19 protein-coding genes, 2 tRNA genes and 4 riboswitches are annotated in these 23,451 nt (G+C 59.1%); of the genes, 10 read left to right on the top strand and 11 right to left on the bottom strand.

Annotated features, from left to right (window positions below; genetic code table 11):
* Positions 1-3 precede the first annotated feature (3 nt).
* The 4 genes from frr to rpsB form a co-directional block, all read right to left on the bottom strand.
* The gene (frr, locus tag CHU94_RS11780) at positions 4-564 is read right to left on the bottom strand and encodes a ribosome recycling factor (protein ID WP_094481034.1); all 561 of its coding nucleotides are present in this window, start codon (positions 562-564) and stop codon (positions 4-6) included.
* Between the two features lie 17 nt (positions 565-581).
* Positions 582-1,304 (bottom strand): UMP kinase, encoded by a 723-nt coding sequence (gene pyrH, locus CHU94_RS11775; protein ID WP_094480050.1) that lies wholly within the window; start codon positions 1,302-1,304, stop codon positions 582-584.
* Between the two features lie 44 nt (positions 1,305-1,348).
* Positions 1,349-2,272 (bottom strand): translation elongation factor Ts, encoded by a 924-nt coding sequence (gene tsf / locus CHU94_RS11770; RefSeq protein ID WP_094480048.1) that lies wholly within the window; start codon positions 2,270-2,272, stop codon positions 1,349-1,351.
* A gap of 84 nt (positions 2,273-2,356) precedes the next feature.
* Positions 2,357-3,109: a 30S ribosomal protein S2 gene (rpsB, locus tag CHU94_RS11765; protein WP_094480046.1), complete on the bottom strand. Its 753-nt coding sequence runs from the start codon at positions 3,107-3,109 to the stop codon at positions 2,357-2,359.
* Positions 3,110-3,181: 72 nt separating this feature from the next.
* Here rpsB and CHU94_RS11760 point away from each other — a divergent pair, with 72 nt between their 5' ends.
* Genes CHU94_RS11760 through CHU94_RS11745 form a run of 4 tightly spaced genes read left to right on the top strand, consistent with a single transcriptional unit; the run spans position 3,182 to position 7,901 of the window.
* Entirely contained in the window at positions 3,182-4,651 is a 1,470-nt protein-coding gene (locus CHU94_RS11760; RefSeq protein ID WP_141211452.1) for an FAD-dependent oxidoreductase, read from the top strand.
* Positions 4,652-4,711: 60 nt separating this feature from the next.
* Positions 4,712-5,554 carry an HDOD domain-containing protein gene (locus CHU94_RS11755; RefSeq protein WP_094480042.1) on the top strand — a complete coding sequence of 281 codons (843 nt, stop codon included), beginning with the start codon at positions 4,712-4,714 and terminating at the stop codon, positions 5,552-5,554.
* A 15-nt stretch (positions 5,555-5,569) separates the two neighbouring features.
* Complete coding sequence (locus CHU94_RS11750) at positions 5,570-6,457, top strand: MBL fold metallo-hydrolase (RefSeq protein WP_094480040.1); 888 nt, start codon at positions 5,570-5,572, stop codon at positions 6,455-6,457.
* Positions 6,441-7,901, top strand: coding sequence for an NAD(P)H-hydrate dehydratase (locus tag CHU94_RS11745; RefSeq protein ID WP_094480038.1), 1,461 nt, complete (start codon positions 6,441-6,443; stop codon positions 7,899-7,901). Before CHU94_RS11750 ends, CHU94_RS11745 begins: the two co-directional genes overlap by 17 nt.
* Positions 7,902-7,976: 75 nt before the next feature.
* On the opposite strand, the gene rnr is transcribed toward CHU94_RS11745, so the two are convergent.
* Positions 7,977-10,280 carry a ribonuclease R gene (gene rnr / locus CHU94_RS11740; protein ID WP_255033929.1) on the bottom strand — a complete coding sequence of 768 codons (2,304 nt, stop codon included), beginning with the start codon at positions 10,278-10,280 and terminating at the stop codon, positions 7,977-7,979.
* 165 nt (positions 10,281-10,445) lie between these two features.
* Here rnr and CHU94_RS11735 point away from each other — a divergent pair.
* Positions 10,446-10,532, top strand: a tRNA-Leu gene (locus CHU94_RS11735).
* Between the two features lie 108 nt (positions 10,533-10,640).
* On the opposite strand, the gene rimO is transcribed toward CHU94_RS11735, so the two are convergent.
* The 3 genes from rimO to CHU94_RS11720 all read right to left on the bottom strand — a co-directional run bounded on the left by rimO (position 10,641) and on the right by CHU94_RS11720 (position 12,741).
* Positions 10,641-12,044 (bottom strand): 30S ribosomal protein S12 methylthiotransferase RimO, encoded by a 1,404-nt coding sequence (rimO, locus tag CHU94_RS11730; RefSeq protein ID WP_094480036.1) that lies wholly within the window; start codon positions 12,042-12,044, stop codon positions 10,641-10,643.
* Between the two features lie 52 nt (positions 12,045-12,096).
* Positions 12,097-12,546: a polyhydroxyalkanoate synthesis repressor PhaR gene (phaR, locus tag CHU94_RS11725; RefSeq protein WP_094480034.1), complete on the bottom strand. Its 450-nt coding sequence runs from the start codon at positions 12,544-12,546 to the stop codon at positions 12,097-12,099.
* A gap of 118 nt (positions 12,547-12,664) precedes the next feature.
* Positions 12,665-12,741: transfer RNA gene (locus CHU94_RS11720), tRNA-Val, on the bottom strand.
* Between the two features lie 135 nt (positions 12,742-12,876).
* Here CHU94_RS11720 and CHU94_RS11715 point away from each other — a divergent pair.
* Entirely contained in the window at positions 12,877-13,635 is a 759-nt protein-coding gene (locus CHU94_RS11715) for a 3-hydroxyacyl-CoA dehydrogenase (protein ID WP_094480032.1), read from the top strand.
* A 79-nt stretch (positions 13,636-13,714) separates the two neighbouring features.
* Here the strand turns inward: CHU94_RS11715 and CHU94_RS11710 are convergent, their stop codons facing one another.
* Both CHU94_RS11710 and CHU94_RS11705 read right to left on the bottom strand, forming a co-directional pair.
* Positions 13,715-14,614: a DMT family transporter gene (locus CHU94_RS11710; RefSeq protein WP_094480030.1), complete on the bottom strand. Its 900-nt coding sequence runs from the start codon at positions 14,612-14,614 to the stop codon at positions 13,715-13,717.
* Between the two features lie 30 nt (positions 14,615-14,644).
* Complete coding sequence (locus tag CHU94_RS11705; RefSeq protein WP_094480028.1) at positions 14,645-15,427, bottom strand: SDR family oxidoreductase; 783 nt, start codon at positions 15,425-15,427, stop codon at positions 14,645-14,647.
* A gap of 137 nt (positions 15,428-15,564) precedes the next feature.
* Between CHU94_RS11705 and CHU94_RS11700 the strand changes: the two genes are divergently transcribed.
* Positions 15,565-17,256 (top strand): electron transfer flavoprotein-ubiquinone oxidoreductase, encoded by a 1,692-nt coding sequence (locus tag CHU94_RS11700; RefSeq protein WP_094480026.1) that lies wholly within the window; start codon positions 15,565-15,567, stop codon positions 17,254-17,256.
* 45 nt (positions 17,257-17,301) lie between these two features.
* Here the strand turns inward: CHU94_RS11700 and CHU94_RS11695 are convergent, their stop codons facing one another.
* Positions 17,302-18,024: a 1-acyl-sn-glycerol-3-phosphate acyltransferase gene (locus CHU94_RS11695; protein ID WP_094480024.1), complete on the bottom strand. Its 723-nt coding sequence runs from the start codon at positions 18,022-18,024 to the stop codon at positions 17,302-17,304.
* Positions 18,025-18,185: 161 nt separating this feature from the next.
* Positions 18,186-18,288, top strand: a riboswitch (glycine riboswitch).
* 16 nt (positions 18,289-18,304) lie between these two features.
* Positions 18,305-18,426: riboswitch (glycine riboswitch) on the top strand.
* 63 nt (positions 18,427-18,489) lie between these two features.
* Here CHU94_RS11695 and gcvT point away from each other — a divergent pair.
* The 3 genes from gcvT to gcvP all read left to right on the top strand — a co-directional run bounded on the left by gcvT (position 18,490) and on the right by gcvP (position 23,119).
* Positions 18,490-19,674 (top strand): glycine cleavage system aminomethyltransferase GcvT, encoded by a 1,185-nt coding sequence (gene gcvT / locus CHU94_RS11690; protein WP_094480022.1) that lies wholly within the window; start codon positions 18,490-18,492, stop codon positions 19,672-19,674.
* A 67-nt stretch (positions 19,675-19,741) separates the two neighbouring features.
* A complete protein-coding gene (gene gcvH, locus CHU94_RS11685) occupies positions 19,742-20,110 on the top strand; it encodes a glycine cleavage system protein GcvH (protein ID WP_094480020.1) in 369 nt (122 codons plus the stop codon).
* 117 nt (positions 20,111-20,227) lie between these two features.
* Positions 20,228-23,119 (top strand): aminomethyl-transferring glycine dehydrogenase, encoded by a 2,892-nt coding sequence (gene gcvP, locus CHU94_RS11680; protein WP_094480018.1) that lies wholly within the window; start codon positions 20,228-20,230, stop codon positions 23,117-23,119.
* 57 nt (positions 23,120-23,176) lie between these two features.
* Positions 23,177-23,272, top strand: a riboswitch (glycine riboswitch).
* An 11-nt stretch (positions 23,273-23,283) separates the two neighbouring features.
* Positions 23,284-23,395: riboswitch (glycine riboswitch) on the top strand.
* Positions 23,396-23,451 lie beyond the last annotated feature (56 nt).

Below are 23,451 nucleotides of genomic sequence, written 5' to 3'. Positions count from 1 at the left end.
GCGTCAAACGGCCATAATGTCTTGCTCTTTGGACGCAACGAGCCTGTCCACTTCGGCGATGTGCTTGTCTGTAAGCTTCTGAACATCGGCTTCCGAGCGCTTCTGGTCGTCTTCCGACGCGAGCTTTTCCTTGACAAGTTTCTTTACAGCTTCGTTGGCATCCCGCCGCAAGTTGCGCACAGCAATTTTTGCCGCCTCGCCTTCAGAACGAACCACCTTTGTCAACTCGCGACGACGCTCTTCCGTCATCGCCGGCATAGGCACTCGAATCAAGTCCCCCATACTGGAAGGATTTAAGCCCAAATCACTTTCACGAATGGCTTTCTCAATCTTTGCGCTCATGCCCTTTTCCCATGGCTGAACACTGATCGTTCGCGCATCAATCAAGGACAGGTTTGCAACTTGGCTCAGGGGTAGCATTGCGCCGTAATAGTCAACTTGCACAGTGTCCAACAGCGCTGGATTGGCACGTCCTGTACGGACTTTGGTCAAATTATTCTTAAAGGCAGCGATGGACTGGTCCATCTTGGTCTCAAGATTGGTTTTGATATCGACGAGTGACATGATGACTTCCTTGGCAATCAAACGTGAACCAATGTGCCTTCATCTTCGCCCATGACGACGCGCTTGAGGGCGCCGTGTTTGAAGATAGAGAAGACCTTGATGGGCAGCTTCTGGTCGCGACACAACGCAAATGCTGCGGCATCCATGATGCCCAAGTTCTGCGTCATTGCAGCATCAAATGTGATCTGAGAATAACGGGTGGCAGCCGGATCCTTTTTGGGATCGGCAGAGTAGACACCATCCACCTTGGTTGCTTTGAGCACAATCTCGGCACCGATTTCTGCGCCACGCAATGCTGCAGCGGTGTCCGTAGTAAAGAACGGATTTCCAGTACCTGCCGCAAAAATAACGACCTTGCCCTCTTCGAGGTACTGCAAGGCCTTAGGGCGGACATACGGTTCGACGACCTGCTCAATGCCAATGGCTGACATTACACGGGCAGTGAGCCCGGCATTGTTCATAGTGTCTCCGAGCGCCAGCGCATTCATCACTGTCGCCAACATCCCCATGTAGTCTGCGGTCGCACGGTCCATGCCGACGGAACCGCCCGCCACACCCCGAAAAATATTCCCGCCACCAATCACTACCGCGACCTCCACCCCCAGTCGCGTGACTTCGGCGATTTCATCCACCATTCGAACGATGGTGTCGCGATTGATCCCGAACTGGTCATCCCCCATGAGCGCCTCACCCGACAGCTTCAACAAAATGCGCTTATAGGCGGGATGATTTTGGCTCATGGGCGACTCCTGAACAATGGATAGTGATAGGCGACGTCTGGAAATCAAGCAGCTTGCTTGGCAGCAGCGACTTGCGCAGCAACTTCTGCCGCAAAGTCATCCACTTTCTTCTCAATGCCCTCGCCAACCACATACAGTGTGAAACCCTTCACCGTGGTGTTGACTGCCTTCAGCATCTGCTCTACGGTCTGCTTGTCGTTTTTCACGAAAGGCTGATTGAACAGGGACACTTCCTTGAGGAACTTCTGCACGCCACCTTCAATGCGTTTGGCGACGATGTCAGCGGACTGCACGGGCTTGCCAGCCGCTGTTGCCACTGCGGCATCTTCGGCAGCCTTGGCGGCGGCCACGGAACGCTCACGCTCCACCAGCTCGGCAGGAACTTGATCAGAGGACAGAGACACAGGCTTCATAGCGGCCACATGCATGGCCACATCTTTGGCAGCCACCTCTTCGCCTTCAAACTCCACCACCACGCCAATACGGGTGCCGTGCAGGTAGGAAGCCAGTTTGGACGAGCCATCAAAACGCTTGAAACGGCGGAAGGTCATGTTTTCGCCAATCTTGCCAATCAGACCTTTACGCACATCTTCCAATGTAGGGCCGAAACCATCTTGTTCGTAGGCCAGAGCGCCCAAGGCCGCCACATCGGCCGGATTGTGCTTAGCCACCAACAAAGCTGCTGCGTGGGCCAATGCCAAAAAGCTATCGTTTTTAGTCACAAAGTCGGTTTCGCAGTTGACTTCGATCAGCGCACCAGCGGCACCGTCCATCCCAGTAGCGACTACGCCCTCTGCTGTGACGCGAGCTGCGGCCTTGCCAGCCTTGCTACCCAGCTTTACGCGCAACAGTTCTTCTGCTTTGGCCATATCGCCCTCAGCTTCGGTCAGGGCTTTTTTGCACTCCATCATCGGGGCATCGGTCTTGCCGCGCAGTTCTGCCACCATGCTTGCTGTAATTGCTGCCATTTGGATTCTCCGTAATTCAGTAGTTTAAGTAAGAGCTAAAAAAAAGGGGCAACAAAGCCCCCTTTTGAAGGGTGACGCAGCGCCTTAGGCGGAAGCTTCACTCACTTCGACGAATTCGTCTTCGCTTTCAGCAGAGACCGCCTTGACCACATCGTCCACGGCGTTCGCACGGCCTTCCAGAATCGCATCAGCGATACCACGGGCATACAAAGTGACTGCCTTGGAGGAGTCATCGTTACCGGGGATCACGTAATCGATGCCCTCGGGAGAGTGATTGGAGTCAACGACACCGATCAAAGGAATGCCGAGCTTGCGCGCCTCGGCAATAGCAATTTTGTGGTAGCCCACATCGATCACGAAAATAGCGTCAGGCAATGTGTTCATGTCCTGGATGCCGCCGATGTCTTTTTCCAGCTTCTCCAGTTCACGGGCAAACATCAGTTGCTCTTTTTTGCTCATGCTTTCCAAACCGGCCTCTTGCTGAACTTTCATGTCCTTCAAGCGCTTGATGGATGTTTTGACAGTCTTGAAATTGGTCAGCATGCCACCCAACCAGCGCTGGTCGACAAACGGAACACCCGCACGCTGCGCTTCAGTAGCCAGGATTTCACGCGCTTGGCGCTTGGTACCCACCATCAAAATGGTGCCACGCTTAGCCGAAAGCTGGCGCACAAACTTTGCAGCTTCCTGAAACATCGGCAAGGATTTTTCCAAGTTGATGATGTGAATCTTGTTGCGATGGCCAAAGATGAACGGGGCCATTTTGGGATTCCAGAAGCGGGTTTGATGTCCAAAGTGAACGCCGGCTTCCAGCATTTCGCGCATAGTAACTGCCATGATTAACTCCAAAGGTTAGGTCTTAAATCCGGTCCGAACATCGCCCCTGCACGCAGCAGGCACAACACCTTGGTGAACCGGTTTGTGATTTGCATTGCCATAGCGGAAAAAGCTCTAGCAAAGCCAATCGAGTATACCACGCGGGAGATTCCGACAAAAGGCTGGCCAAGAGGACAGCTTTTCCCACGAAACCGCACCAATGCGCCCAAATTTGCCCGCGCTTGTGAAAAAATAGCACTCAGTGCAAGCGCAAAGCATGCGACAAAGTATCTGAAGGTAACGATGAAAATAGCAGTAGTGGGCGCCGGCGTCGTCGGCATAGCCACGGCGTATGAGTTGGCAACAGACGGCCATACAGTCACAGTTTTTGACAAATCTGCCGCCGCCTGTGAGGAGGCAAGCTTTGCCAATAGCGGCCTTGTCGCGCCAAGCATGTTCTTACCTTATGCACTTCCCAGTGCCAAAGGCAGCGCGGTCTTGCGTTTTCTGGACACGGGTCGGCGATTAACACTCAGTCCATGGCGCTCCTTGCAGCAGATGAAGTCATTGCGACGTTGGACTCACGCCTACAAACCGGAGACCCATGCCAAGCAACTTGGCATTGCACGGCAACTGGGACGATACAGCGCGGAGCGTTTAGCGCATGTGCTCGATTACAACCAAATGGAGGTCGAACGCAGCGAAGGACAATTGGTGCTCGTCCGCACTGAGCAAGAACTGCAACGTTTTCAGACAGACCTGGAAGCACTCAAGAATCTGGAGATTGCATGCAAAGTGCTCAGTCCGGATGAGGCTCGCAAACTGGAGCCGGCCCTGCACAGCGCCGCCCCTTTCCACGCTGCGCTGCACTTGTCCGCTGACCAAGTGGTCAACTGTCGGCAGTTTGCCCTGGAGCTAAAAGCCATCACCCAAAAAATGGGAGTGAATTACCAATTCGGCGCAGACCTGCAGGACCTGGGCCAACAGTCACACCCTACATTGACGTTGCTAAACACCCAAGGCGCCGAAACATTCACTGCCGATCACGTGGTGTTGTGCACCAGTCAAGTACCACGCCCCTTGCTGGCGACACAGCACTTGCACATTCCTCTGGTAGAACTGCATGGCTATGCACTGAGTGTGGCCGTACGAGAGCCCTTGAACGCACCGCGCAGCGCAGTGCATGTGCTGCATGACAACTTGGTTATTAACCGCCTAGGCAACCGAATCCGCGTCAGCGCGGGAGCCGAACTGGGCCCAAAACCACAGGTCAAACATGAGCAGGTGGTCAACGCCATGTACCGGGCCCTGGAGTTGTACTTTCCCGGAGCTGCCAATTACCCAGCTGGGACCCAAGTCTGGCATGGTACGCGGCATGCCACTACCGATGGACTGCCCGCAGTGGGTCCCAGTGGAGTCCCTTCCGTGTGGCTAAACATTGGGCATGGCGCATGTGGCTGGACTTGGGCCTGTGGTTCGGCGCGGTTGCTAGCGGATCAAATCGCGGGACGGCCGACGACATTGACATTGACCTCGATGTCGCCTGACCGGCTTTCACGCTAAAAAACTGTTGTCCAGCCCCCTGCGGTGCTGACACAATGGGACGAGGGAGACGCTTTTTCCATGAGTCCTGAACTTTCGCAAAAATTGACTGCTGCTGTCGACGGCATGCCGGCTTTTCCCAAAAGCGTGCAGCGCATTCTGGAACTGACACGCGACGTCAATAGCACACCCAAAGACCTGGTAGAGGTAATTGACAAGGACCCGGTGGTGACTGTCAAGGTTCTCAAGGTGGTGAATTCGGCGTACTACAGCCTGCCAAAACAAATTACCACCATCGGGCATGCCGTGGTGTACCTGGGCTTCAACACCATCAAAAATTTGGCATTGAGTATTGCCGCCATTGGCATGCTGCCAAAGGACAACGCAGCGGGCTTTGACGTGCAGCAGTACCTGCTTCACTCTCTGGCTACCGCTGGGATTGCCAAGCAATTGGCGCTTAAGGTCGATGATGCCGATCCCATGGACTGCTTTATTGCAGGCTTGCTGCACGACTTTGGCAAGGTTGTATTTGCACAGTTTATGCCCGAGGAATTCCGGAAAGCATTACAACTCAGCGAAGAAGGACACAGCTCACTCCACACCGCGCTACAAACCGTTATTGGTGCTGACCATGCGGTCGTTGGCGCCATGCTCGTGGAAAAGTGGCGCTTTGCACCCCATTTGATCGACACCATACGGCACCAGCGGATGGACAATCTGAAAGATACAGACATGATTGCCTGCGTCTTTGCCGCCAACCAAATCAGCAAAAAACTGCAATATGGATTTGCGGGTAACCACAAGGTCGAAGAACTTCCTGCAACTGTACAAAAGCGCCTTGGCGGCGATCTGGAGGCGGTGATTGCGTCCATGGGAAATCTGGACCACCTGTTTGCAGAAGCCCAGGTATTTGCCAAACTTTGAAATGAAGGAGACGGCATGAAGGTGAAGTTCTGGGGCGTCCGTGGGTCCATCGCCTCACCAGGCCCCAAGACCGTGCGCTACGGCGGCAACACGACGTGTATAGAAATCCGCACTGACAACAACGAACTCATCATCCTCGATGCCGGCACTGGCATTTTTCCTCTCTCGCAAACGCTGTTGGCAGAAATGCCTGTAACTGCCAATGTGCTGATCACCCACTCCCACTGGGACCACATCCAGGGCCTGCCCTTCTTCATTCCCAACTTCATCCCCGGCAACACCCTGCGCCTGCATGGGTGTTTCGACCCGGTGTCGGGCAAGGGGATTGAGCAAGTCATGGCAGTGCAGCTGCAGTACAGCTACTTTCCGGTGCGCGAGGCTGAAATGAAAGCACGCATCGAATACGTCACCCTGATGCCAGACCAGCCGATCCAGATCGGCTCGGCCACCGTCACGCCCTGTTTGCTGAATCACCCAGTGATCGATTTTGGCTACCGGATTGAATGCAATGGGAAGTCGGTATTTTTTACGGGCGACCACGAGCCGCCGTACAACATCTACGAGCCCGGTGACGAGGCCTACGACGAGTACCAGGTGTTTGTGGACGAGAAGGAGCGTTCCATCCAGGAAGCCATCCGCGGCGTCGACGTCTACATTGCGGACAGCTCTTACACCGACACTGAATACCCCTCCAAAAAAGGCTGGGGCCACGGCACATTCAGCACCAGCATAGCCAGCGCGCGCGGCGCAGGAGCCAAGGTGCTGTTTTGCACCCACCATGAACCCACCCGCAGTGACGATGCGCTGGAGGTCGCGTTCGCCGAAGCACTGAGCACCAACGCCGCATTGGCACAAGGCATGGACATACGCCTGGCCCGCGAGGGCGATGTCTACGAATTCTGAGTGGGTCGTGGGGCCGCAAGGCCCCTTGCACCCCACCGCCTACCAGCTACTGAGCGCGACCACACTGCGTGCGTTGGAGCAAGAAGCCGCGGCCAAGCTCCCGCCCCACACCTTGATGCAACGTGCCGGACTGGCCGTAGCACGGCTTACCCTCGCCTACGCACCACACGCCCAGACCGTGTGGATCGCGTGCGGTGGGGGCAACAACGGAGGCGATGGGCTCGAAGCCGCCCTGCATTTGCAACAGTGGGGGAAAACTGTCCGACTGTCGCTGCCTGCTGCGACCCGCACCCCACCCGCCGACGCGGCAGCCTCACTACAACGGGCCCTTGCTGCAGGCATCGGCATCCACACAGAACCACCACCGCACTGGGACGTGTGCATCGACGCACTGCTAGGCCTCGGTCAGGTAGGCGCGCCGCGCGGGGCAGCACTGGCAGCCCTCCAGACTATGTTGACAAGCAGTGCCCCAATCATTGCGGTCGATGTTCCCAGCGGCCTGAACGCCGACACTGGCCAGGCACTCGGCGCCAGCGTACGGGCGAGGGCGACGTTGTCATTTTTAGCGCTTAAGCCAGGGCTGTTCACTGCCCATGGGCGCGACGCCTGCGGTGACATTTGGCTGAACCCCCTGGGCGCCAAAACACCCCACGCGCCAGATGCGTGGCTGAATAGCGCCGCCCCGCACTCCCCACGCCTACATGCCTCGCACAAAGGCAATTTTGGTGACGTGGTTACCGTAGGCGGAGCCACTGGCATGGTGGGGGCGGCGCTGCTGGCAGGCACCGCAGCGCTCCATGCCGGTGCCGGACGCATCTACTTGGCACTGCTGGACGAAGGCGACCACCGTTCAGTCTTTGCCTCTTACCCCGCATTGATGCAGAGCAGCGTAGACCGGCTGGAAATAGAGGAAATGACCGTGGTGGCAGGCTGCGGCGGTGGTAAGGCCATCGATGCATACATGCCGCGCCTATTGTCTGGCGCACGCCAGTTAGTGCTGGATGCCGATGCCCTGAATGCCCTGGCTCGCAACCCCGCATGGGGCCAGGTGCTGGCAGCACGTGCGGATGGCACGACCGCTCTGACGCCGCACCCGTTGGAAGCCGCACGCTTGCTAAGCTGCAGCACCGCAGAGGTACAGGCGAACCGCCTGGCAAGTGCCCAGAGTCTGGCGCAGCAATTCAATTGCACCGTCGTTCTGAAAGGGTCTGGAAGCATCATCGCCAGTCCTGGCAAACTCCCTCGCATCAACCCGACGGGCAATGCGCGGCTGGCCATTGCGGGGACCGGTGACGTCTTGGCAGGCCTGCTGGGTAGCTTGATGGCCCAAGGGTACAGCGCCTTCGAAGCCGCCTGCCATGCGTGCTACCGACACGGACAGGCAGCAGACCGGTGGCCCTCTTCCACCACATTGACTGCAGCCGACTTGGCACGCCAGATTTGATACAAATAGCCCTCTAGCCCCCGAAAAATATGCGCAAGCAGATATCTTTTAGATAGCATTCTTGGCACATCCCGGTCAGCGCCGTTGCTTCTTACTTGTCTTTTTGGAAGCTCCGGAGGGCTTTTCATTCGACCGGGCGCTGCGTGGCGTCTTGACGCTGGCACGCTGTCGCTCCTTGCCCTTGAAGGCCCCGCCACCGGAAGTCTCCGCGCGCTCCGAGAACTCAGCACGTCCCTTGACTTCGCGAAGTACCCCTTTGTCTGCAGCCGCGCGCGGCTGCAGGCTCTGGCCCTCTTGCACCAGACGGAAGTCAATCTTTCGGCCATCCAGGTCGACACGGCTCACCTGGATACGTACCCGTGTGCCAATGGCGTAGCGTATGCCCGTGCGCTCACCACGCAGCTCCTGGCGTGCCTCATCAAAGCGGAAATATTCGCCACCCAACTCGGTGATATGTACCAAGCCTTCCACATACATGGCGTCCAGCGTGACGAACAGCCCAAAGGTGGTGGCCGACGTCACCACCCCCGAGTACTCCTCACCCAGGTGCTCGCGCATGTATTTGCACTTGAGCCATGCTTCCACGTCACGACTGGCCTCATCGGCACGGCGCTCGTTGGCACTGCAGTGCAGGCCTGCCGCTTGCCAAGCCGTGCCCTCGGCATTCATCTTCTTGGGCTTGGTGCCAGATTCTGCCACCCGGCCGGCCAGGTTTTTCTCCAGACGGCGTGCCAGCTTGGCATGGGCCTCACCCGGGGTGGGCAACACCGGCAGCTGGTACTTGGTCTTGGCCAAAATCGCCTTGATGACCCGGTGCACCAGCAAGTCGGGGTAACGGCGGATTGGGCTCGTAAAGTGGGTATAGGCGTCAAACGCCAGTCCGAAGTGGCCACTGTTGATTGGCGTGTAAATCGCCTGTGACATGGAGCGCAAGAGCATAGAGTGAATTTGCTGCGCGTCGGGCCGGTCCTTGGTCGCCATCGCTATGGCTTGAAACTCGCCGGGCGCGGGTTTCTCGCTGATGCTCATGCCAATGCCACTGGCCTTGAGATAGTTACGCAGGATCTCCTGCTTCTCGGGTGTTGGGCCCTCATGCACGCGGAACAAGCCCGGATGCTTGTTTTGTGCAATGAAATCCGCACTACACACGTTGGCCGCCAACATGGCCTCTTCAATCAAACGATGGGCAGTGTTGCGCGTGCGTGGCACGATCTTCTCAATGCGGCCATTCTCATCACACACGATCTGTGTCTCGGTGGTTTCAAAGTCCACCGCACCCCGCTTGTGGCGCGACTTCAGCAGTGCCTGGTACACGCCATGCAAGTCCAACAACTGGGGAACCAACGCACGCCGCTTGCTCGCTTCAGGTCCACGGGTATTGCCCAGGATCGCCGCCACCTCGGTATAGGTAAAGCGCGCATGGCTCCACATCACCGCTGGGTAAAACTGATATGCATCAACCTCCCCCTCGGTGGTCACGAACATGTCGCACACCATGCACAAACGATCCACCTCCGGGTTCAGCGAACACAACCCATTGGAGAGCTTCTCCGGCAACATGGGAATCACGCGGCGCGGGAAATAAACACTGGTAGCGCGGTCGTAGGCATCCACATCGATGGCAGAACCTGTCTCCACATAGTGGCTCACATCCGCAATGGCCACCAGAAGGCGCCAGCCTTTTTGCGCCGTCTTGCCGCGGCCCTTGGTAGCGGGTTCACAGTACACCGCATCGTCAAAATCGCGGGCATCCTCGCCATCGATAGTCACCAACGGAACATCGGTCAAATCAATGCGCTGCAGCTTGTCCTGCGAACGCACCTTGTCCGGTAGCGTACGAGCCAACGCGATACACGCATCGGAGAATTCATGCGGCACGCTGTATTTGCGCACGGCGATTTCAATCTCCATGCCGGGGTCATCCACCTCGCCCAGCACCTCTTTGATGCGACCGACTGGCTGGCCAAACAGCGCCGGGGGCTCTACCAGTTCCACCACCACCACTTGGCCGGGTTTGGCCGCACTGATCGCGCCCTTGGGAATCAATACGTCTTGGCCATACCGCTTGTCTTCTGGCGCCACCAGCCAAACACCGCTCTCTTGCAAGAGACGGCCAATAATGGGTTGGGTGGATCGCTCCACAATTTCCACCACACGCCCCTCGGGGCGGCCCTTGCGATCACTGCGCACAATGCGCACCTTGACGCGGTCCTTGTGCAGCACCGCGCGCATCTCGTTCGGGGGTAAATAGATGTCCGGTGCGCCATCGTCACGGGACACAAAACCGTGTCCGTCGCGGTGCCCCTGAACAATGCCTTCTACTTCGTCCAGCATGCCGCTGGTTTGGCTGACGTTTTTAATGAAATCTCTCGCTTTCATGAGTAGCCCGGGCCGAAAGGTTGTTGGTTCCTCTTGACCACTAGTATGCGCCAGAAATGCGACAGCTTATGCAGACACTATCGCAGCTCACGCTGTCACAACCATTTCAAAAAGTGCGGCGCGAGTCCAAAACAGCTTTTTAACCGTGCTACAATTCAATTCGATGCCCAGGTGGCGAAATTGGTAGACGCACTAGCTTCAGGTGCTAGCGGTTGCAAGACCGTGGAAGTTCGAGTCTTCTCCTGGGCACCACCGATAGACGAGCCCTGTGACGAAAGTCACAGGGCTTTTTCTTTGCCTGTTTATCCTTGCTAGCCATGAAAAGGGCCCTGTTACGGGCCCTCGGTTTTCCTAAGTCTTTCAGATCGGGACCGCAACCAGATCGTGCCCCTGCGCACTCACAATGCGCGCCTTTGTGAACTCCCCCACCTTGAGGGTCTTGCTGATTTTTTCGGGTGGCAGCAATCGCACTACGCCATCGATCTCAGGCGCATCGGCATAACTGCGCCCCACTCCACCTTTGCGACCCAAGGCTGGCGCGGAATCCACCAACACCTGCATCACGGAACCCACACGGCGCTGCAAGCGCGCTGCCGATACTTCTTCAGCTACAGCCATAAAACGCGCGCGTCGCTCTTCGCGCAACTCGATAGGCAACATGCCCGGCAAATCGTTGGCGGTCGCACCGTTCACAGCACTGTAGGCAAAGCAACCCGCGCGGTCGATCTGCGCTTCGCGGATAAAATCCAGCAAATGCTCAAACTCGGCTTCTGTCTCACCCGGAAAGCCGGCAATAAAAGTACTGCGCACCACAAGCTCTGGGCAGGCTGCGCGCCATTGCTGCAAACGGTCCAGATTTTTCTCGCCGCTGGCGGGGCGCTTCATGCGGCGCAGCACATCGGGATGGCTGTGCTGTAGCGGCACATCCAGGTAGGGCAACACGCGCCCTGTGGCCATAAAGGGAATGATGTCGTCCACACTCGGGTAAGGGTACACATAGTGCAAACGCACCCAAGCACCATAGGGCTCGGCAATGTCGCCCAAGGCCTGCACCAACTCCAGCATGCGGGTCTTCACCGGCTTGCCATCCCAGAAGCCGGTACGGTATTTCACATCCACGCCATACGCTGAGGTGTCCTGGCTGATCACCAGCAATTCCTTCACCCCTCCCTCAAACAGGGCACAGGCCTCCGTCAGCACATCACCAATCGGGCGCGACACCAAGTCACCACGCATGCTGGGGATGATGCAAAAGGTACAGCGGTGGTTACAGCCTTCGCTGATTTTCAAATAGGCATAGTGGCGCGGGGTGAGCTTGACGCCCGCCACACCAAAAGACTGCGGCACCAGATCCAGAAACGGATCATGGGGCTTGGGCAAATTCAGATGCACCGCATCCATCACCTCCTGCGTCGCATGCGGGCCAGTGACTGCCAGCACCTTGGGATGCATCTGGCGCACCATGTTCTCGCCGCCATCGGTAGTTTTTGCCCCCAGGCAGCCAGTCACGATCACGCGGCCATTTTCGGCCAGTGCCTCGCCGATGGTGTCTAGGCTCTCCTTGACCGCATCGTCAATGAAGCCACAGGTATTCACGATCACCAAGTCCGCACCCTGAAAGGTTTTGGAAGTTTGGTAGCCCTCGGCGCTGAGTTGCGTGAGGATCAACTCGGAATCGGTCAAAGCCTTGGGGCAGCCCAGGCTGACGAACCCCACTTTGGGTGCGGCGTGCGCGGGTGGGGTGGAGGTCAAAACGTCTGTCATATCCATCAATCCATAGAAGCAAGAGCCCACCACCGCCCCAACCAGAATGCGACTAGCGCTTCAGGCCGAAAGTGCCGAGGAACTGCTCTGTTTGTTTCTGCATTTGTTCCTGCATTTGCTGGAACATGTTGTTGCTCATGACACCTTGCACCATGGGTGCCTGCATGTCCATCAGCGCCTGCATGTTCTTCTCCAGGTACCCACCCATCATGCCCTGCATGGCATGGCCATAAAAACGGATGATGTGCGAAAGCACGGGCGTGGTGAACATAGGCGAACCATTCGCCTCTTCTTCCAGAATGATCTGCAGCAGGATGCTGCGCGTAATGTCTTCACCCGACTTCGCATCCACCACCGAAAACACTTCGCTGTCCATCACCAACTGCTTGATTTCTGCCAGCGTGATGTAGGCGGACGTGTCAGTGTCGTAGAGGCGGCGATTGGGGTATTTTTTGATAACCCGCTGCGACTTCTTGGAATCTTTGGAAGAGGTTTTTTGCATTGCGATCGCTCGACACTGAACGTGGGAGCCAAAATGGTGTTGCACTGCAGCACATTCTAGGGAGTGACCGCCTGGCATCGACCTAGGATTACCCTAGGAGCAGGAGATATTGGAACTTTGGTAGGCGCAATTGGACTCGAACCAACGACCCCCACCATGTCAAGGTGGTGCTCTAACCAGCTGAGCTATGCGCCTACAGTATCCGAGAGGCAGAAGTATAGCAGCATAAATTGGGGCTCTTGAACTCAAGCCCCACAAAAGTTGCAAAGGCCTGCGCCATAATTGACGTTTACGTAAACGTAATATCTTCCATCAAGCAAGGAGTTTTCTATGGACATCGCAGGCAAAGTCTTCATCGTGACCGGTGGCGCATCGGGTTTGGGCGAAGGCACCGCGCGCATGCTGGCGGCCAAGGGCGGCACGGTGGTGATCGCAGACATGCAGGCAGAGAAAGGCGAAGCTATCGCCAAGGACATTGGTGGCGCATTTGTGAAATGCGACGTGAGCAATGAAGCGGATGGACAAGCGGTGGTGGCCAAAGCAGTTTCCATGGGCAAGCTGATGGGGTTGGTGAACTGCGCCGGCATCGCGCCGGCCGAAAAAACAGTGGGCAAGAACGGTGCGCACGCTTTGGCCTCCTTCAGCAAGACCATCACCGTCAACCTGATTGGCAGCTTCAACATGATTCGCTTGGCCGCAGAGGCCATGAGCAAGAACGAACCGGAGGCAACCGGTGAACGTGGCGCTATGATTTCCACCGCATCGGTTGCGGCCTACGATGGACAGATTGGCCAGGCTGCCTACAGCGCGTCCAAAGGCGGGGTGGTTGGCATGACATTGCCGATTGCACGCGACCTTGCACGCAACGGTATTCGCAATATGACGATTGCCCCCGGCATCTTCGGCACGCCCATGCTGTTCTCCATGCCGCAAGAGGTGCAAGACGCACTGGCCGCTGGTGTGCCCTTCCCGTCCCGTCTGGGCACGCCGCAGGACTACGCCAAACTGGCGGTGCACATTTTTGAGAACGACATGCTCAACGGCGAAGTGATTCGCCTGGACGGTGCAATTCGTCTCGCACCGAAGTAAGCCGATAGGGTAATTGCGGAGCGTAGGGACGGACAAACTGCATACGGACAGCCCCGCGTAGCGGTTGCTCGTGGGGGCCCTACTTGTGCGCGCGAACGGTTGCGATGATCCCCATCACGAACGTCGCGCTCGCCAACCATTGCAGCCAGTGGGGCCAGACGCCGTATCCCACAAACGCGTAGAGCAGGGCAAACAGCGTCTCGCTCACAATCAGCTGACCGCACAGACTGGCACTCAGGCGGCGGCTGGCCATATTCCAGAGCACCGTTGCCAGCCATGCCGACCCCACCCCGGTCGCTATACAAACCATAGCTGCTTGCGCAATATCCGCCTGGGCTAACAGTGCTTTTGACTCTGAACCCAGCATCAGCCAGAGCCCGATGGCACCGAGCCCGGACGCCACACCCAACCAGTTGGTCCAGTCCGTCACATTCACATCGTGATGGTGTTTGAGCCAAGCCGAGTTCAGTACCGCAAACGCAGTCCAGCAAACCATGGACAAGAGCGCAAAACCGATGCCACGCCAGTACACCCAGCCTTGCGCGGCAAGCTCCGCAGCACCAGCCGTCTCTGCCCCCATCATCAACAGCACGCCCAAGACGGTGAGCAGCAAACCCGGCAACAGACTGCGCCACCGCAAGTGTTCGGGCTTGCCCAGCAGCATCACCCAAATGGGAATGGTGCCGATGATGAGCGTTGGCACCTCGATTCCTGCGTCGCGGATGGACAGCACCAGCAACAAGTAGTAACCGGAAAAACCCAACACGCTCAAGCCCAGGGCGGCACCCCACTGACTTGGCGTGGGCCAACGCCGCTTGCCACGCGCAAGCAACATCACCAGCAGCGCCGTCAGGCCATAGCTGGCAAAGCGCCCTGCCGCCAGATCCACCGAAGTCAAGCCAGGCGCCAGTGCTGGCGCCACAAACACCAAGCCCCACAGCGCCCCCGCCGCCAGCCCGGCCAGAATGCCGACTAACAAACCCGCACCCGACGCGTCACATGCAAACCCTCAAACGCCAAAACCATCGTCCGCAGCAATCACTGCGCCATTGATAAAGTGGCTTTGGTCCGAACATAGTGTGACCAGAATCGCGTCCAGGTCCTGCGGGTGGCCGATACGTTTGCGAGGCAACATCTGCACCAGCTTCTGGCCTGCATCGGTCTGCCAGTGGTGGTGGTTGATTTCAGTGTCGATGTAGCCCGGACACAGCGCATTCACATTGATGCCGAATTTGCCCCACTCCAAGGCCTGCGCCTTGGTCATCTGGATGATGGCGGCCTTGCTCATGCAATAGACGCCGATTTGCGGCAGCACCCGCAAACCCGCCATGGATGCAATGTTGACGATGCGCCCTCCGGTGTAGCTGCCGGGCGCCGCGCCCTTGGCGCGCGCCAGCATGCGTTTGCCCACCTCTTGGGCCACAAAAAACGCGCCTTTCACATTGGTGTTGAACATGAAGTCATAGTCGTCGGGCGACACATCCTGCAGGCGCTGCGTGGTGCTAACACCTGAGTTGTTAATCAGAATGTCGATGGAGCCGACTTCCGTCTCAGCGTGGGCCACGGCAGACTTGATCGAATCATGGTCGGTCACATCCAGTTCCACCACATGCGCTTCGCCGCCCTGCCCTGCGATTTCGGCACGCAGGTCTTTGAGTTTGTCCACCCGGCGACTGGCCAGCACCACGGCGGCTCCCGCAGCGGCCAAAGTTTTCGCAAACTGCGCGCCCAGCCCGCCAGATGCACCCGTGATGAATGCAACACGCCCTGAAAGATCGATGCTGTAAGCCATTTAGAGTGCCTCCTCAAAATAAAAAGAACGATCGTTCTTTTTTGAAAATTCAGCGAATAAAATCCCACTCCAGTTCGATGTGCCCCGTGTACGGGCAAAGCGACCCGAAGACCACCCATTATTAAGCGAGACACCCCATGACAAACCAGGAAATTCTGGCGCAATTCGGCCCCCGTGAATCCATGGAATACGACGTGGTCGTCGTAGGCGGTGGCCCTGGTGGTCTAGCAACGGCAATCCGCCTGAAGCAGCTTGCGGCCGAACAAGGCAAAGAGGTATCAGTCGTCGTGCTGGAAAAAGGTTCCGAGCCTGGCGCGCACATTTTGTCCGGCGCCATCATGGACCCCAAGGCGCTGACCGAGCTGATCCCCAACTGGAAAGAACTGGGCGCACCGCTGAACCAGCCTGTGACCGATGATGCCTACATTTTCCTGGGCGAAAAAACCGGCGTGCGCGTACCCAACATGTTCCTGCCCCCGTTCGCCCACAACGATGGCAACTACATCGTGAGCCTGGGCGCCGTCACCAAGTGGATGGCAGAACAAGCCGAGGCCCTGGGCGTGGAAATTTTCCCCGGCTTCACTGCGGCAGAAGTGCTCTACAACGACGATGGTTCGGTCAAGGGCGTGGCTACCGGCAACATGGGCGTCGGCAAGGACGGCGAGCCCACAGAGAACTTCCAGCTTGGTATGGAACTGCTGGGCAAGTACACCGTGTTTGCCGAAGGCGCACGCGGCCACCTGGGCAAACAGCTGATTGCCAAGTACAAACTTGACGAAGGCCGCGATCCCCAAAGCTTCGGCATTGGCATCAAGGAACTCTGGGAGATCGACCCCAGCCGCCACAAGCCCGGTTTTGTCATGCACACCGCCGGCTGGCCCATGGAATCGGACACCTACGGCGGTGCATTTTTGTACCACCTGGACGGCAACAAGGTCGCACTGGGCTTTGTCACCGGCTTGGGTTACAGCAACCCCTACCTGAGCCCGTTTGAGGAATTCCAGCGCTGGAAGACGCACCCCAATGTGCGCTACTACTTCGAGAACGACAAAGGCGAAGTCACCGCCAAGCGCCTGTCCTATGGCGCACGCGCGATCAACGCCAGTGGCATCAATGCCCTGCCCAAAACCGTGTTCCCGGGCGGCTGCCTGGTGGGCTGCAACGCTGGCTACCTGAACGTCAGCCGCATCAAGGGCAGCCACGCCGCCATCAAAACGGGCATGCAGGCCGCTGAAGCCGCTTTTGATGCCGTGGTGGCAGGTCGCCAGCACGACGAACTCAGCGCTTACCCCGAAGCCTTTGAGAAGAGCTGGCTGCACACGGAGCTGAACAAGGACCGCAACTTCAAAAACTGGTTCAAGCACGGCCTGACGGTGGCAACGCTCATGAACGGCTTCGAGCAGTTCGTGCTGCGCGGCCACATCCCCTGGACGCTGCGCCGTGACAAGCCCGACCACGCGTACCTCAAGCCCGCTGCCGAGTGCAAGCCCATCGTGTATCCCAAGCCGGACGGCAAGCTCACCTTCGACCGCTTGAGCAGCGTGTTCATCAGCAACACCAACCACGAAGAGCAGCAACCCGCGCACTTGACGCTCAAAGACGCCTCGGTGCCCGTGGGCATCAACCTCGCCAAGTACGCGGGTCCCGAAGCCCGCTACTGCCCGGCCGGTGTCTACGAGTTTGTCAAGAACGAAGACAACAGCGATCGCCTGCAGATCAACGCGCAGAACTGTGTGCATTGCAAGACCTGCGACATCAAGGATCCTACACAGAACATCGTCTGGGTCACGCCCGAAGGCGGCGGCGGACCAAACTACGCGGGCATGTAACGCACGCAGGTGCAAGTAACAAGGGAGGCCCAAGGCCTCCCTTTTTTACGCCTGAGCAATCTGTGCATCCAACTCCGCCAGACAGGCCAGCATCTGTTCACGGCAACGCTCCATCAGCGCGGGCATGTCCTCCAGCGTCATCCCCGCGGTGGGGATGGGCGCCAAGGTCTTGATCACAATGCGGCCGCTGTGCCAGCGGTTCAGCCGCATGGTGCTTTTGTAATTGCTACACACCAGGGGAACAATCGGCACGCCCGCATTGATGGCCATCTGGAAGGCACCTTTCTTGAAAGGCAACAAGCCCTTGCCCAGGTTGCGCGTGCCTTCCGGGAAGACCCAAATCGAGGTGTCCTGGTGCAACATCACATCGGTGGTTTTCAGCATGGCCTGTTTGGCCTTGAAGGCATTGCCACGGTCGATCAGTATGTTGCCTGCAAGCCAATAAATCTGCCCGAAAAATGGCACCCACTTCAAGCTCTTTTTACCCAAAGACACGGTGCGCCGTGGCACTGAGCAACCCAGCACCCACAGATCCCAGTTTGACTGGTGGTTGGCCACCACCACAAAAGGGTTGGGCTGGCGCAGCATATCGGCGGTATCCAGCTTCATGCTCAGCCCCAAAATACGCAAGGCAGGCGCCGAATACACCCAGCCACACAAACGCGAGTTGTCCGGGTTGAAGGGGCGCACCAGGCAAATGAGGAAATTGATCACCGCTGCAACGAGAAAGTGGAGCCCGATCAGACACAAGCGCAGGATTTGGAGCATAAGGAAGCAAGAAGAGATGACACGCGACACCCACCACGGAGCGCCAGCAACGGCAAAGCAGTGTAGATGAGCACGAGTTGGCCACGATTGCGACAAATCAGCTCTTGTGGAAAGCACAAATGCCGGGGGCTTGCAGAAGTCATGAGCACCTCGTTTAGAATCCCGTCCAGTCAGGAGAGAGCTTCCCCCGCGGAAGCCGCCGAAGGCGCAGGACGGCTGATTGCAGCGGTCTGAACGCTCAGGCAAAAGGACTGACATCCGTTGGTGGCTTGGCTGCCAACGAGACCCCACTGGAGAGAGGCTGCAGACTTTGCAGCCCACCGAAGGAGCAACCCGCAGTCTGCGCACGCTGTGCACGCAGGCCCGGCGAATCTCTCAGGTAAAGCGGACAGCGGGGGCAGCACCGGGTGTGCGCAGCGATGCGTGTGCCTCGGGTTTTGACTTGCCCCTATCTGGATTGCCGCCATGTCCGCTCCCTCCACCGAATCCCTGTTGACCACGCCACTGAACGCGCTGCACATCGAGCTGGGTGCCCGCATGGTGCCTTTTGCCGGGTATTCCATGCCCGTGCAATACCCGGCCGGCCTGATGGCCGAACACCACCACACCCGCAAGGCTGCCGGCCTGTTTGATGTGTCGCACATGGGCCAGCTGCGCCTGGTCGGCCCCGATGCCGCAGCAGCCTTCGAGACCCTGATGCCGGTGGACGTGATCGACCTGCCCGTGGGCAAGCAGCGCTACGGCCTGCTGCTCACCGATGAGGGCACCATCATTGACGACCTGATGTTCTTCAACAAAGGGAACAACGAGCTTTTCGTGATCGTCAACGGCGCATGCAAGGTGGGCGACATCGCGCACATCCAAGCCAAGATTGGCAGCCGTTGCCAGGTCATCCCCCTGCCCGACTACGCGCTGTTGGCGCTGCAGGGCCCCGAGGCCGTCACCGCGCTCTCTCGTCTGGCGCCCGGGATGGAAAAGCTGGTATTCATGACCGGTGGCAACTTCACCGTGGATACTGGCGCGCAAAAGATTGATGTGTTCATGACCCGCAGCGGCTACACCGGGGAAGACGGGTTTGAGATCTCGGTCCACAACGACCACGCCGAAGCCCTGGCCCGCGCCCTGCTGGCGCAGCCCGAAGTCAAGCCGATTGGCCTGGGCGCCCGCAATTCCCTGCGGCTGGAAGCCGGCCTGTGCCTGTATGGCAACGACATCGATACGACGACAAACCCTGTAGAGGCCAGCCTGAACTGGGCCATGCAAAAGGTGCGCCGCGCCGGTGGTGCGCGCGAAGGTGGCTTCCCAGGCGCTACAAAAATACTAGCTGCTCTCGCAGATGCCACGGGGGCTAGCGGCACAAAAGGCACTAGAAAGCGCGTAGGACTCATTGCGCTGGAGCGCATCCCCGTGCGTGACCACACCGAGCTGCAAGACGGCGCCGGCAACAAGATTGGTGAAGTCACCAGCGGCCTGCTCGGCCCCACCATCGACAAGCCCGTTGCCATGGGCTATGTGGACAGCGCATGGGCGGCTGTGGGCAGCAAGGTGGTGGCCATCGTGCGCGGCAAGCCCGTGCCCATGGAGGTCAGCCCCTTGCCCTTTGTGCCCACGCGCTACTACCGCGGCCAAACCACAGGCCGGGGCGGCTAAAGTCTGTCCTGGCAGGTTCGTTTTTATTGTTTCATTTCCATTTATTACCCGTTTTCAGGAGTTTCCCATGACGATCAAATACACCCCCGACCACGAATGGCTCAAGGTTGAAGGCGGCATCGCCACCGTCGGCATCACGCACCACGCACAAGATGCGCTGGGCGACGTGGTGTTTGTGGATCTGCCCGAAGTCGGCGCGTCCATCGACGCCAAGGCCGTCGCCGGCGTGGTGGAATCCGTCAAGGCCGCCGCCGACGTCTACATGCCCGTGACTGGCGAGATCACCGAAGTCAACGAGGCCCTGCGCGCTGACCCCAGTCTGGCCAACACCGACCCACTGGGCGCTGGCTGGTTCTTCAAGGTCAAGCTGTCCAATGCCGCCGAACTCGACGGCCTGATGGACGAGACCAGCTACACCGCCTTCTCCGCGGGCTAAGCTGGCCCCCACGCTCCGCCGCTGCGCGGGTCGCTGCCCCCCGAGGGGGCTAATTTTTCTAGGGGCGGCCCGTCGAAAAATTGCCTTCTCACCCACTAACAACAAGCCTGAACGTCCATGCCAACGACCTCTGCCCCCACTCTCGCCCAGCTGGAAAACGCCAGCGAATTCCACGCACGCCACATCGGCATCGACGCGGCTGACGAAGCGCTGATGCTCAAAGCGATTGGCGAGACCTCGCGCCGCGCGCTGATCGACAGCATCGTGCCGCGCTCCATCGCGCGCAGCAGCACGATGGACATTCCCGCAGCGATTACGGAGGCGGCAGCGCTGGCAGAGTTGAAGGCTTTGGCAGGTAAGAACCAGGTGCTCAAGAGCTTTATTGGCCAGGGCTACTACGGCACGCACACGCCTGGCGTGATCCTGCGCAACATCCTGGAAAACCCCGCCTGGTACACCGCCTACACGCCCTACCAGGCCGAGATTTCCCAGGGACGCATGGAAGCGCTGGTCAACTTCCAGACCATGGTCTGCGACCTGACCGGCATGCCCATGGCCAATGCGTCCATGCTGGACGAAGCCACCGCCGCGGCCGAATCGATGACGCTGGCCAAGCGCTCGGTCAGGAGCAAGAGCAATGTGTTTGTGGTGGCTGGCGACTGCCACCCGCAAACCATCGAGGTGATCCAGACCCGCGCCAAGCCGCTGGGCATCACCGTCGCGCTGGCCAACTCCGCACCCGAGTGGGAAGCTGCCATGGCCGGCGACTACTTCGCCGTGCTGGCCCAGTACCCCGCCACCAGCGGCCGCATTGATGACCTGCGCGCCGACGTCAAGCTGGCACACAGCAAGAACGCCGCCTTCATCGTGGCCGCCGATCTGCTGGCGCTGACCCTGCTCACGCCCCCCGGCGAGTTTGACGCCGACATCGTGGTCGGCACCACCCAGCGCTTCGGCATGCCGCTGTGCAACGGCGGCCCCCACGCCGCCTACATGGCCTGCCGCGACGAGTACAAGCGCTCCATGCCCGGCCGCATTGTGGGCGTCAGCATCGACACGCATGGCAACCCCGCCTACCGCCTGGCGCTGCAAACGCGCGAACAACACATCCGCCGCGAAAAAGCCACCTCCAACATCTGTACTGCGCAGGTGCTGCCCGCCGTCGTGGCCAGCATGTACGCCGTGTACCACGGCCCCGAAGGCCTGACCCGCATCGCCCAGCGCGTAGCCAAGTTCACCGCCATTCTGGCCAAGGGCCTGGAGCAACTGGGCGCCCCGTTGCGCGCCCAAGCCACCTTTGACACGGTGACACTGAAGACTGACGGCGCTACAAATTCCATAGCTGCTCGCGCAGTATCTGCGGGGGCTAACCTGCGCATTTACTTCAAAGACTACCTCTGCATCAGCCTGGACGAAACCACCACGCGGGCTGACCTGGCGCTGATCTGGAGCCTGTTTGCCAAAGACGGCCAGGCCCTGCCCACGGTGGAAGCACTGGAAGGCAGCGTGGACACGCTGATCCCCGCCGCGCTGCGCCGCACGAGCAAGTTCCTGACGCACCCGGTCTTCAACACCCACCATTCCGAAACCGGCATGCTGCGCTACATCCGCATGCTGAGCGACAAGGATTTGGCGCTGGACCGCAGCATGATCCCGCTGGGCTCGTGCACCATGAAGCTCAACGCGACCAGCGAGATGATCCCCATCACCTGGCCCGAGTTCGCCAACATCCACCCCTTTGCTCCTGCGGACCAGCGCCAGGGCTACGCCGAGCTGGACGCGCAGCTGCGCGCTTGGCTGTGTGCCGCCACCGGCTACGCCGGCATCAGCCTGCAGCCCAATGCGGGCAGCCAAGGTGAATACGCGGGTCTGTTGACGATCCAGGCCTACCATGCCAGCAAGGGCCAGGCACATCGCAATATCTGCCTGATCCCCAGCAGCGCCCACGGCACCAACCCGGCCAGCGCGCAGATGGTGGGCATGCAAGTGGTAGTGACCAAGTGCGACGAGAACGGCAACGTGGACATGGCCGATCTGCAAGCCAAGTGCGAGCAACACAGCGCCAACCTCGCCGCTGTGATGATCACCTACCCCAGCACCCACGGTGTGTTTGAAACCTCCGTGAAAGAGCTGTGCGCCCTGGTACACCAGCACGGCGGCCGCGTGTATGTGGACGGCGCCAACATGAACGCCCTGGTGGGCACTGCGGCCCCCGGCGAGTTTGGCGGCGACGTGAGCCACCTGAACCTGCACAAAACCTTCTGTATTCCCCACGGCGGTGGCGGTCCTGGCGTGGGCCCCGTGTGCGTGGTAGCTGACCTCGTGCCCTTCCTGCCTGGCCACGCCACAGGTGGTGTGCCCGGCACCGGTGCGGTGAGTGCCGCGCCTTTGGGCAATGCGGCCGTGCTGCCGATCAGCTGGATGTATTGCCGCATGATGGGCCCGGACGGCCTGCAGCACGCCACCGAAGCCGCCATCCTGGCCGCCAACTACATCAGCGCGCGCCTAGCCGACCACTACCCCACGCTGTACGCCAGCGCCAACGGGCACGTTGCGCACGAATGCATTCTGGACCTGCGCCACTTCAAGGACACCTGCGGCGTGATGGCCGAAGACGTGGCCAAGCGGCTTATGGACTACGGCTTCCACGCACCCACGCTGTCCTTCCCGGTGCCCAACACGCTGATGGTGGAACCCACCGAAAGCGAAACGCTGGCCGAGCTGGACCGCTTCGTCAACGCCATGATCGCCATCCGTGGCGAGATTGCACGCGTGGAGAAAGGCGAATGGCCGCAAGACAACAACCCACTCAAGCATGCTCCGCACACAGCGGCCAGCCTGCTGGGCGGCGAGTGGGACCGTCCTTACAGCCGCGAGGTGGGTGCCTTCCCGGTGGCCAGCCTCAAAGCCGTGAAGTACTGGCCCAGTGTGGGCCGCGTAGACAACGTCTATGGCGACCGCAACCTGTTCTGCAGCTGCGTGCCCTTGGCGGAATACGCAGAAGGCTAAATTGGAAATTCAGGGTGGCACTGCATTGCGTGCAGCCACCCTGGCCAGGCCCGACCTGGCACCGTAGCGGGAGAGCCTGGTGCCTTACCAGCACCAGCGCCGAAGGAGCAACCACCCCGGAAACTCTCAGGCAACCAGGACCGCTACGGTAGGGATCTTGCATCCCTGAGCACTCTGAAGAGCTGTCGCGGTCAGTCCCGCGGCACACCGCAGGAGCAAGCCGCTGGCCCACAAGGCCGGCGGTGAATCTCTCAGGTCTCAAACAGAGGGGGTCGTCACCGGCACATGGTGTGTGGGTGGGCGACTTCTTTGTTTGCGACTGTTCTTTGCGA

Origin of the sequence: Rhodoferax sp. TH121 (assembly GCF_002251855.1) — a bacterium.
Taxonomy (GTDB): Bacteria; Pseudomonadota; Gammaproteobacteria; order Burkholderiales; family Burkholderiaceae_C; genus Allorhodoferax.
The sequence above is the reverse complement of the archived record's forward strand: the minus strand, read 5'-3'. Positions and strand labels throughout refer to the sequence as shown.